General features: G+C 49.1%; 9 protein-coding genes. All 9 read right to left on the bottom strand.

From position 1 onward, the window contains the following. Window positions 1–178 precede the first annotated feature (178 nt). On the bottom strand, window positions 179–406 hold the full coding sequence (locus KJS69_RS29145; RefSeq protein ID WP_213587728.1) for a hypothetical protein: 228 nt from the start codon (window positions 404–406) through the stop codon (window positions 179–181). Between the two features lie 499 nt (window positions 407–905). Then, on the bottom strand, window positions 906–1,199 hold the full coding sequence (locus KJS69_RS29150; protein ID WP_213587730.1) for a group II intron maturase-specific domain-containing protein: 294 nt from the start codon (window positions 1,197–1,199) through the stop codon (window positions 906–908). A 174-nt stretch (window positions 1,200–1,373) separates the two neighbouring features. Beyond that, window positions 1,374–6,443 carry an S-layer homology domain-containing protein gene (locus KJS69_RS29155; protein WP_213587732.1) on the bottom strand — a complete coding sequence of 1,690 codons (5,070 nt, stop codon included), beginning with the start codon at window positions 6,441–6,443 and terminating at the stop codon, window positions 1,374–1,376. Between the two features lie 244 nt (window positions 6,444–6,687). Next, entirely contained in the window at window positions 6,688–7,299 is a 612-nt protein-coding gene (locus KJS69_RS29160; protein ID WP_213587734.1) for a DUF4304 domain-containing protein, read from the bottom strand. Window positions 7,300–7,535: 236 nt separating this feature from the next. Beyond that, entirely contained in the window at window positions 7,536–7,796 is a 261-nt protein-coding gene (locus tag KJS69_RS29165; protein ID WP_213587736.1) for a hypothetical protein, read from the bottom strand. 98 nt (window positions 7,797–7,894) lie between these two features. After that, entirely contained in the window at window positions 7,895–8,431 is a 537-nt protein-coding gene (locus tag KJS69_RS29170) for a hypothetical protein (protein WP_213587738.1), read from the bottom strand. 310 nt (window positions 8,432–8,741) lie between these two features. Beyond that, window positions 8,742–9,260, bottom strand: coding sequence for a DinB family protein (locus KJS69_RS29175; protein ID WP_213587740.1), 519 nt, complete (start codon window positions 9,258–9,260; stop codon window positions 8,742–8,744). 94 nt (window positions 9,261–9,354) lie between these two features. Further along, window positions 9,355–10,449 (bottom strand): helix-turn-helix transcriptional regulator, encoded by a 1,095-nt coding sequence (locus tag KJS69_RS29180; RefSeq protein WP_249730767.1) that lies wholly within the window; start codon window positions 10,447–10,449, stop codon window positions 9,355–9,357. Between the two features lie 288 nt (window positions 10,450–10,737). Next, window positions 10,738–11,214, bottom strand: coding sequence for a GNAT family N-acetyltransferase (locus KJS69_RS29185; RefSeq protein WP_213587742.1), 477 nt, complete (start codon window positions 11,212–11,214; stop codon window positions 10,738–10,740). Window positions 11,215–11,498: the final 284 nt, after the last annotated feature.

The raw sequence follows: 11,498 nt of genomic DNA on the forward strand, positions 1-11,498 counted from the left end.
TTCCAAGACGCTATGTATTCACAGCATAACAGTTATTCAGAGGCCTACTGGTAAGAGTGGCCTCCTTCAAAAAAAGTGACATTTTCATAGCACAGATAAGGTGACATTTTCACAGACGTTTGACAGACCCTTTTCCGAGGGTCATTTTCTTTTTCAGGAGGTGTGTTGAAGAGAATTATCAATAAGTCAGCCCGAAACCAACCGACGCCGGTGCCAATAGAACCAAAGACTTGATCCGGTGATCGGGCACTACCTCTATGGTTCGGGATTGTCCATCGGATGACTCCTGAGGAAACAATGCGGGTATGCCGCCTGCCTCTGCCATAGCGGTGCAGCCTCCGCCGTCACTTATAATAAGGCTCAGCTTAGCGAGTCTATCGGCGTAAAATGAAAGAGGAGCCGGCATAACCAGCTCCTTGCTCCTTATTTCATTCTATGATACACCGATCGAAGATATTCCACGATTCATTTTCCATTTCCGAACGGAGACTCCTTTCCTTTTGATAATCGATACACAACAAATATATGGGCAATTCTGGATAAAGTATAGACTTATAATTTCTTTCATTTATAATAATATTATGGGTGGCAAGGATACCCAGGTTGTATTAATTTATGCCAAAAATCACTTTAATCGGGTAGGAGGCTACCCATTAATTGAGTAGCCGAGCTCCCACACCACCGTACTTACCGTTCGGTATACGGCGGTTCCAAAGTTTACGCGGTAACTTGTCGATAGTAATCTGAAAAGAAAAGATATCCGAGGTTCTTCAAAGTGTTGTTTCCGAGGGATCTTGAGAGCATCGGGCTATTGGAGGTTCTCCAGTAGCTCTTTCTTGTGTTTGAGAACTCCCATGCCTTGTATTCTGGGATACCCGGCGAGGTCAACTTCTCGAATTTGGTCTTTACCGTTTCCACTGTTTCCAGTAGACCATTCGAATTCGTCTTCTCATCCATTCGTCCGTGGTTTGGAGCAGTTTCTTCATATCTGCCAGTTTGAAATAGTTGATCCACCCCATGATGTAGCGTCTGAGTTTCCCTGCTCTTTCCTCGATTCCCATTCCGTTGCTTCTTGCCGTTCCCCCAAACCGTCGATATTGGACTTCGCTTTGTATGGCGAGCTCATCCCATGCCATATCCCTGATGATGTTCGTATTCCTCGGGCCGGAATTTTGCCTCCAGCTTCCTTCAGATTCCACCTCACGATGGACACCCTTGCTCTTGGCTAGTGGTTGGTAACTACAAACCCCCACAGTGGTCTTTCACCACCTAGTAAGTCGTCATGCGCGGCACACCATATTAAAAACGCGACTTTAGCGGTCGCGTTTTTGTTGTATTTTTACATATTCATTTTATTTATCATTTTTACATTTTTAACGTGGAGGTGCATCATAATTATCTATCATCAAATCCGGCCATTGCAAATAAGGATAACTATTCCCCTCATCGATAGCCCAAATATCGGTAAAGTCCCAATTCACAAACGTACTTTGTTTTTTCATATCGACCGTATATTTGGGTTCGCCATTTCCGTAATCCGATCTTGTAGTCGTCTGACGGTCGTAATAGCTGCCCGTCACTTTTCCGCGCCCAACAAAGCCGGCGATACCGCCCGGATCGTTATATTCATTCGTGACTTTACCCGCCGCATAGGAGTTTTGAACGTCTCCCTGAACGCTGCCAACCACACCGCCCGTGTTAGATCTGCCGATGACTTCGGCCAACGAATACGAATTGGCGATGACGCTATCGAGTTCAATCCAGCCTGCCACTCCGCCAACGGCGTTTTCTGTCGCTTTAATCGTACCCGTGGAGTAAGAACGTTCGATCTTCGCGCCATAGCCCTGCCCTGTAAGATAACCGACTAGGCCGCCTACGTTTAACTCGCCTTCGACCGAGACGTCGGCATATACATAGCGCATCGTTCCGCGGGCAAAATCGCCGACCACCCCGCCGATTAGCGAGCCTTTGGACTTTACCGTTCCTTGAACGGACACGTTTTCTACGGTTCCGTACCAGATTGTACCGGCCAAACCGCCGACACCGTGCCCCTCGCTCACGACCTGGACATCCTCCAAATGCAGGTTTCGAATATAGGAATTCGAGACGAAGCCAAACAGACCCACATTCGTGTCCGTAGTCTGACGATTGATGGTCAGGCCGGTAATCGCATGGCCTCCTCCGTCCAAACTGCCCTTGAAATTGTCTTTATACGTTCCGATCGGCTGCCATCCCTCCCCTTGATTATAGGGGGCCACATTCAAATCGATGTCATTGTTCAGCTTAAAATGAGATTGTAGATAATATCTCATCGCGTCCAGCTGTCCGGCGGTATTAATCACATACGGGTCCGCCTCGGTTCCCGCTCCACCGGCAAACGGATGCTGCGGAGCAGTAGGTGTTACGGTAACAACAATCGATTTAACGGGTGTGATGCCTGCGATTTGAATCATGAGCGTATATATGCCTGCAGCGCGAAGGGTAACCGGAATTTGGGCTTCTCCGTTCGCAAACAGGATGTCGCCGCTGAATACGGACTCGTTCACTTCCTTCCATGTGACGGCAACTTCCGCATTCCCGCTCAACGCATGACCCACGGCATCTTGGGCTTCAGTCAGCAGCACTTCGAACGGTTCCCCCTCCACAGGGGCGATCGCGTCCGGTCCCAAGCCCGCCTTGTAGCACGACAAATCTACTTCCGATTGCCCATTCAAGTAAGGGTAACTGCAGCCTTCAACTATCGACCATGTATCGTTGAACTTCCAATCGTTGAAGCTGGCTTGCGTTCTCATACTTTCCGTGCTTAAAGGGGTTCCTTTTCCCGTATCGGTTAGTCCGGCGATTTTCTGGTCATAGTAAGCGGATGTGTATACCGTTCCGTCCGAGCCTCCTGCCAATCCTCCTGCAGCCTTCGTCAAGTCTCCGCTGACTGACACCGCCGCGTAAGAATAGCGGATGATTCCTTGCTTGCTGAATCCCGCGAGTCCGCCGATCCCTCCTTGATACGCAGAAAGATCGACGTTCAGCGTACCGAGAGCATAAGCATCGGAGATAATTCCATTGTCATTCTGGCCAACAAGTCCCCCTATTTCCGAGCCTTGCCGTACATTCATTTCAAAATCGGAGTAGGAGCGATCCAATGTTCCCTTATGCTGATCCAATCCCGGACCTCCTGCAAATTGTCCGACAAGACCGCCGATATAAGTGTAGGAGTCGGCATCGGTGGCGATCTGCCCTTTCGAATAAGAATCGGCGATCAAGCCGTAATGCATCCCTCCGACCAAGCCCCCGATATAGCCTGTGACATCCAAAACTTGATCATGAGATGCTTGAGTCGCCGACAAGCGGACTTCGGCTGACGAGCGTTCAATCGAGCCTTCCAGACTGTACCCGACGAGTCCGCCGAAGACCGTTGTGCCGCTCACCTCTCCCTTCACGCTGCTGTCGCTGATCTTGCTTTCAATGCTGTGACCGACCAATCCGCCCGTATAGTGCGTACCTTCAATATCCAGATTGTCGAGATGAACATTGCGCAGCTCCGCATTTCGAATATAACCGAATAAACCTGACCAGCCGCGCTCTGACTTAATCGTTAAATTTCGGATCGTGTTGCCGCCGCCATCGAAAGTTCCGGTGAACGGATCTCCCGCAAGAGAACCGTTGGGCGCAATCTTGCCTTCGCCGAGAGGCTCCCATCCCTCTTCTGTACTGTATGGAGCCGCACTCAAGTCAATATCTTCCGTTTGCAGGAAATGGGCGTCTAAATAATACCGTACCTCATTTAACTGTTCAGCCGTGGCGACCCGATAAGGATCGTTTACCGTACCGTTGCCTCCGGCGAAAGGCACCCGGACCGAAATCGGGGAACTGTTAACCCCGGCAAGGCCAGTGGGTACGAAGATAATCCTTACGCCCGTACCTCCGCCTTGCAAATACAAATCGGTAAAAGAAGCTATTCCATTCACGGCAAGAACAACCGTCGTGCCATGAAGCACGGATGATCCGGAATCACTTCCCGATATGGAAGCTGTTACTGTCAAGTCTGAATTCGTTGCTATGTTTTGAAACCGATCCAACAGTACAATAACAGGCTGTTCGGCAAAACGCTCTCCGCTGACCACATCCAGGCTTGGTTGGGTTTGCAATATAGCCGTTTGCGCTTCTGCCGGAGACGGAGTTACGATTTGCCTTGCTTCCGGCTCCATAACGTCTGCTATCGTAAACACTAAGGTCTGAGCTTCTGCGTGATGCAAGATCAGGTTCACGTTAGCCTCCCCGTCAGTAAAATCAACATCATATTCGTTTACAGTGTTATCAATGGAAACACTATTCCACTGCCCGATCGTTCCATCCGGCGCTTTACTAAAGCCGCTTACAGCTACTTTCTTAAGGCCGCTGAATGTGGTATCCGTGCTTCCGTCCGAACGTTGAACGACCAGACGAAGCCTATTAACTTCACCGGCCACCGGCGTGACTTGGGCCAAAAGCGATTCGACTTTGTAAGCACCTGTAACAGGCGACGTTGTGATAACTTCAACCGGAATTTGCACGGAACGCTCCTTATAGGCCGCCTCTACATACGTCCGTCCTTCTCCGATAGCACGAATCATTCCAGTGCCGCTCGCTGTGGCAACGGTCGGGTCCTGTGTGCTCCACTTTGCCTCGTTCGTTACATCCGTCGTCGTACCGTCGCTCCACTCAGCAGTTACTTTTGCCTGAATTTCTTGCCCCCGCTGATTCAGCTTCACTTGCTGGGGCTCATACACCAGCGCCGTTACCGTGGGCGTGTCCGGCAACCATGAGGCTTCTACCGGAATTTGCACGGAGTGACCTCGGTAGTTCGCCTCTACATACGTCCGTCCTTCTCCGATAGCACGAATCATTCCAGTGCCGCTCACTGTGGCAACGGTCGGGTCCTGTGTGCTCCACTTTGCCTCGTTCGTTGCATCCGTCGTTGTACCGTCGCTCCACTGGGCAGTTACTTTCGCCTGTATTTCCTGCCCCGGCTGATTCAGCTTCACTTGCTGTGGCTCATACACCAGCGCCTTTATCGTCGAAGATGGCCTGGACGAAGAAGGGCCGCCCGAAGAGCTCTCTGGCTGTTGGCATAAGGCATGATTTACACCAGAAGCGCAGCTTGCACTTTCGGGATTGCGTTCGAATCGGATCCCGTTCGCGTTCAACTCTGCTTTTGTAATCATGCCTTTACCTGAGAAGATAGCCGCCGTATCAATGATAGCCAAGGCGACCTTCGTCCCATCCTCCAAAGAAATTCTTGAATCCTGGCTTCCCTCCACTATATGAAGGGTATTGATCGATCCTCTTTGCAAGCTTAGCTTCCTCTGGGATGACGACATGGTTACCTTATCGAAGCTGCCGCGCAACCATACATCGGACTCGTTCCCTCCCCCCTCGGATAGCGTGACATGCTCAAACCCCGTTCCCGTTACTCCATTTTCTTCAAGTATAGCACCAGATAACATGGTAGTATTCGTTATAACCGAATTACCGCTCGCGAGAATGCGCACACGCGATCCCTTTTTATCAATCGTCAACTTCGTTATTTCGCTATCCCGTACAAAAATACTATGCTCTCCACCGCCATGGACAAATGCCGTTCCTGTAACACGGACGTTCTGAAGCGCCGCCTCTCCTTCGCCGAGCTTATCCGTAAAAATCAGATTTCCTGCAATATCCATGTTTTGCAAAGTAACCTTGGCGGCATCCACTACGACGTTTCCTTTGATGCTCATCTTGCCTTCTACCGGACCAAATGTACCTTCTGTATCGTAGACGAGGTCTCCCTTGGATGAAGGCATAGCTTGTATAAACCGGCCCAGCATAACTATCGCCTCTGCACGCGTCAACAAATTATTAGGACGAAAGCTGCCGTCTGGGTAACCCTCTATCCACCCGGCTGCAGCACTGGCCCCTATCTGCCCTTTGCTCCATGCAGGCAGTTCGTCACTAAACCTTGCCGCAGCTGTCTCATTAGCTTCTAGTTGAGCCATTCTTGCCAACATTACCGCCGCTTCTTGTCGGCTGACCGGTTGATCCGGTCTCATGGAGCCATCCTCATAGCCGTTCAAGAGCCCGGCCGCAGCCGCTGCGGAAATAACGCCCGAGTACCAAGCGTCTGCAGCCACATCGGTAAAACGAGCCTGCTGCGTTACATCCGCTTTTGCCGAAAACCCGCCGGCTCGTTGAAATAAAGAAGCCATTTCCGCGCGGGAAATGTAACGTTCCGGTTGGAAGCTGCCATCCGGATATCCGTTAATCCACCCCTTGGCAACGCCCTGCTTGATCTCCTGCACGGCCCAATGATTTTCCGTATCGGAAAAGCTTTGTGCTTTCGATATATGCGGAGAACCGAATATCATATTGATTATCAAGAGCATACACAATAGCCATCCGAGAACTCTTCCTGCTTTACTGCCTCCCATTATTCCTACTCTCCTTATCACATTGCCTCTCATTTCCTTGCATATATTTTTAAGTGTAATGGTTTGGATAAATAAAAAAAGACCCTAAAAATATATACAAAACCTCAAATTCAATGTACTTCTCCAAGGTTTGTATATAATTTCAAGGACTTTTTATCCATTTACTCTATTTCAAGCCACCCTAGCCGATATCATCAAGTTTTTTGCCACTATATCATTTCTCACTTACGTTCACTATGCTGACTTATAGCTTATCAAATTCCACTCCGTATTGATTGAAGATAGCCTCGTATTTATTTTCGAATATAGTCCATCGATTTTCTGTTCCGTACTTTTCCTGCAAAGCCTTCAAATAACGTTTAGCGGCTGCTGCATCATTGGATTGCAATAGCAAATGAAAGCTCTCTTCGCCCAGATGTAAAAATGGACCTGAAGTGTAATAATCAACAAGGGATCTGGCACTGGTCATAGTATCATAGAAATGAATAACCTCTTCTAGTCCACTTAGCAGCGTTTTTCTCAAATCATCCATATTCGTATCAGGAGTGATTGAAAATCGATCTGGAACAGACTCAACAATTTCTCCAATTCTTGCTCTGAAGTGACACTCATATTCTTGGGGTGCTGTCAGAATCTCTCTCGATTGGATCTGTGCCAACTCCGCTGCATAAATACCGCAGTTCACATAAAACATTACATTGTCCGCTGAATTGCCAGAGGATTTTTGGAAATTGAACATGTAGATGAGGCTTTTTGTTATCTTATTGAAATTCAAACTCTTCTTTGCGAAGCCACGCTTGGAAAGGAACGGCTTGACGTCCTGCTTTATCATATCGTTAAAGAGCTGCTGCAACATGACCCCTCCTGGAAGATTGCTATCCTTATGTCGCTTTGAATAATCAACACAGATGCAGCCGATGCGGAAATCAGATTTTTTGTTTCAAATACGTATTTGTTACGACTTTCGTGACCGACTCAATCAGGTTTAATCTTTGCATAAGAACTCCCTATAATAGAATAATTAATCGCCCCCCATAGTAAGTAGTAGGTTAAGCAATCGATGTCCGAGAGATACCCGGCTCCTTTGCTAGTTCAATCTTCTTTCGGAACGTACTCCTCTCCAAAAAGCTCCTTGGTCACGTCCCGGTTTATTTTAAGCTCTCCATTCCAAGCCGCCCACGGCATCTCCATATCTGAACGGCCTTTTGTATTCGGAAGCTTGTCTTCGTAACTCGCCATATATTCGAATTCCGTCCAGGTACTGAAATGCGTCTGGACAAACAAATTTGGAATGACTCCTGTCACAGCGAGCGAATTCAAAATCCCCCGCCGCACATATTTGTTTTTCGGCATGATTTTTTCTGCCGTCAGCCGCTCGCCTGCTCAATGGCATCATTGTTAACCTGGTATCATTATGCTTCAATTTGATTTCAAAATCGTAAAGTAGAAAACTATAATTGCAGCATCCCATATCGCAGTAGCCCTAATATCGAAAATGCGAACAGTACCGTCCCCGCTCCTATTCCAGTAATAGCACTGTACGCTACCTTCAATTTGGGGGATACAAATAATGCAATAATCGAGACTGTGATCAAAAGTATCGCCAGAATATACAGGCTGGAATCTTCAAACACATGTTTTAGACCAAAAAAATGAACACCGACAACAAACGCAATCCACGGCGCAATAAAACGGCTCCATTTCTTCTTTATCAATAAAAAAGAGCCGGCTGCAGCCACGATGAATTCCGCATAGAAGAAAATTAAATACTGGCGAAATGCGTTCGAATCGGATAAGGCGGAAGGGGAATGCCAGTTTGTTACGCTCAAGTAGACACCCAGCATGGATACGAGGATTGAAACACCCGAAGCAATGCCAAGATATATGCGCCAACTTGATCTTGGGTTCTCCTGTGCCCAACCGAACCAGACGAAACTGAAAAATCCAAAAATGGCTGTGTACATGCAATGATCCCTTAAATACTCCACTCCTTCAACTCCCGATATTAAAATTTTTTTGCTCTCCTTTGTAAGCAATGACCAAACTCGATGCCCCTGATCCATTGGTGTCCCTCTTCGTCAGTTAACTGAAAATCTGAAAACTTGCCGCTAAGCGATCATTTGCTTACCGAGCAAGCGATTGACTCCTATCAGCAGATTTATTCGAGCTAGGAAACCTGGATAAATCGTTCTTAACATACGCGCCGCGCCAACGTTACGGCATCAGCGGCTCCTTGTTTGCGCCAAGGCACACCGACGGCGGCATCAGGTGAATGATACCGCCGTCGGTGTGCCCCGTTTACCGCTGACCTTCCTGCCGTTCCAGCAAATAGAACATATAATCGGTCGGAACTCCGGCATACCCTTGCTGCCTCAGCATCGCGGTCACATTGCCCCGGTGATACGTCCCGTGATTGACCACATGCCGCAGGATGTCGGAGAAATGCGTATCGAGACGGCCGTACTTCGGATGCTCGATCGTCATCGCCTTATCCGGGTCGGGTGTGCGCCGCAGCAAATCGCGGAACTGTTCGGCGACGCCGGCAAACAGCTGCCGCATCTCTTCCACGGTTGTGCCCTGCGCTTCTTCCGTCCAGTCCGGGATCTTCGGAAAAATGTCCTCGTTCGGAACTTCCGCGAGAACAGACATATAGAGCTTTTCGAACAGGTACATGTGCCCGAATGTTTGCGCCACGGACGGGAACACGCTCTTCACTTCTGCATGGAACGCATCCTTCGGAAGCTGCTCCAGGTGGGCGAACAGCCGATCGTTCGCCCAAACATGATAATCGTACAATTGATATGGATGTTGAAGCATGGAAAATCCACCTTCCTTTATGGGTCATCTTTTGGCTGCTGCGGCCTTGTCTCTATCGTATACCAGGTTCGCTGACAACCGTTGTCAGTGAAGTTCAATCGGGATCGTCTTCGTAATGTTTTGCGATTCTGTATGCCATTCCCTGGATCCGGCGCTTCAGTTCCAGCGGCTCCCGAATGCGAATGGCCGTGCCGAACGTCATCAGATACATCGGAAGGTACTTATTCATCGTCGGGACGTCGAGCTGAAACCGCGCCTCCCGATCGGTCCGCTCCGTCAAATAGTGGCGCAGATGCCAGTGGTCGCAAACCGCGTTCAGCGTGTCGGGCTCTCCCTCCATGCGGATGACCGCCAGCGGTCCGTCTGCCTCCCGTTCCCGCCCGGACTGGTCGCGGAAATAGGCGGACGCGGAGAAACGCTCCGGCTTTACGAACCGCGCTTCGGTCGGCTCCAGCCGCGCGATGCGGTCCACGCGGAACGTCCGCACCGCCTGCGACCGATGGCAGAACGCGACAGCGTACCATTCGTTTCGGTCGTAAGCCAACCCGTATGGATCGACTTCACGTTCGTCGGCCTGCTCCGCATTCGCTTTGCGATAGGCGATGCGGACCGTTCGCCCGTCCTTCGCCGCCTGCTCCAGGTCCCGCAACAACGGAACGACGGAAGGCGGACGCGCCGGAGAAATCACATCCAAACCGCTCGTCCGACGGGACAGATCGTGGCGCTGCTCTTCGTGAAGCCCGTTCTCCACCTTCTTCAACGCGCTTTCCAGCTCCTCCGTATACGGATAGCCAGCGGCTTGCGCAAATTTATACGCGTCCACAAGCGCCTTCAGCTCTACGGAGTTGAAGAACAATGGCGTCTCCTTGAAGCTTTCCAGAATGCGAATGCCTCCGTCATGGCCTGATTCCGCGACGACCGGCACGCCGCTGGCGCATAATGCGTCGATATACCGATACACGGTGCGAACGCTGATCTCCAAACTATCCGCGATCTGCGCGGCGGTGAACTTCCTTCCGGATCGCAGCATCCAAAGCATGGACAGCATGTTATCCCATTTCGCCATCGGGAGCACCCTCTTTTCCTCGCGAAAATGAAACTGATTTGAGTATTGCACAATTATGTAAACATAGACTCCTGCATCGCGTGTCAGATCGTTAAAAGATAGAATTCGGGATTTCTTCCCCAATCTCCTGTTTTAACCAACAAAAAATTCCCCTACCCTGGGGTAAGGGGACCTAAGTAGTAACCACAAAATCACTCTATTCCGCATAACTACAATAGTCCCCGTGCTTTCTCCAATCAAATTTTTCGCCGTCACTTATGGTAGGGTTCTCCGCGCTATCTGTAACGGCAAGTTTTTGGACCATCCTTTGCGGGATGGCCCTTTCTTTGAGCGCTTTATTCAACTATCGTTCTCTGTCAGTTCAATCCTAAGCACGCAGAGTATGATAAATTTTAACGGTTTGGCAGCAAATCAGAGTCGCAATACGGTTATGGACTCGTTGTTGAAGATTTCGCCGTTGTCACGGAAACCGAAGCTTTCATAAAGCTTTTTGGCAGCGACGTTATCGGGTTTATAAGGGATCCAGCAGTAATGTGCTGGCCCTGCCGGAAAGGTGCGGATAAATTCCAAGATTTTTTTCATGGCTTCCCGACCATAACCCCGGTTCTGGTATTGCTTGTCAATCATCAGTCGCATGATGCAATAGTTGTAATCTGCGATTGACGGTTCTTCGTATCCGGTGATTCCATAAGCCAACATAACAAAACCGACCGGCTGCTCATCCGCGTAAATGGCAAATGGAAATGGATGTCCCCCATTGGTTGCAAGGACATAACACGAAGCGACGCTTGACAGATTGGACGCAACGAAGCGGCGTTGGTCTTCTGAGACTTCCAGGTTAAATATGGAACGCCGGTTTTCCAGTGTGATTTTTCTGAGCGTAATCATGCAGGACTCCTCCCTTCATTATCACGGAGATGTTTAATTTGCATATTCCAATAATATTCGTCCATGTTACACGCTCCTTAGATCTGTTTAACTTTGGGGCATAATCAACAGAACATTCACTCTCACATACAAAGAATAATAAATATTTCCAAAATAATGTGTCAAACGTCTGTGAAAATGTCACCTTATCTGTGCTATGAAAATGTCACTTTTTTTGAAGGAGGCCACTCTTACCAGTAGGCCTCTGAATAACTGTTATGCTGTGAATACATAGCGTCTTGGAA

This window comes from Paenibacillus sp. J2TS4, from assembly GCF_018403245.1.
Taxonomy (GTDB): domain Bacteria; phylum Bacillota; class Bacilli; order Paenibacillales; family NBRC-103111; genus Paenibacillus_L.

Bases quoted from the DNA above. Each gene is read 5' to 3' on its own strand.
- KJS69_RS29145 (WP_213587728.1), bottom strand. From the start codon at position 406: ATGCCGGCTCCTCTTTCATTTTACGCCGATAGACTCGCTAAGCTGAGC.
- KJS69_RS29155 (WP_213587732.1), bottom strand. From the start codon at position 6,443: ATGGGAGGCAGTAAAGCAGGAAGAGTTCTCGGATGGCTATTGTGTATG.
- KJS69_RS29160 (WP_213587734.1), bottom strand. From the start codon at position 7,299: ATGTTGCAGCAGCTCTTTAACGATATGATAAAGCAGGACGTCAAGCCG.
- KJS69_RS29165 (WP_213587736.1), bottom strand. From the start codon at position 7,796: ATGCCGAAAAACAAATATGTGCGGCGGGGGATTTTGAATTCGCTCGCT.
- KJS69_RS29175 (WP_213587740.1), bottom strand. From the start codon at position 9,260: ATGCTTCAACATCCATATCAATTGTACGATTATCATGTTTGGGCGAAC.
- KJS69_RS29185 (WP_213587742.1), bottom strand. From the start codon at position 11,214: ATGATTACGCTCAGAAAAATCACACTGGAAAACCGGCGTTCCATATTT.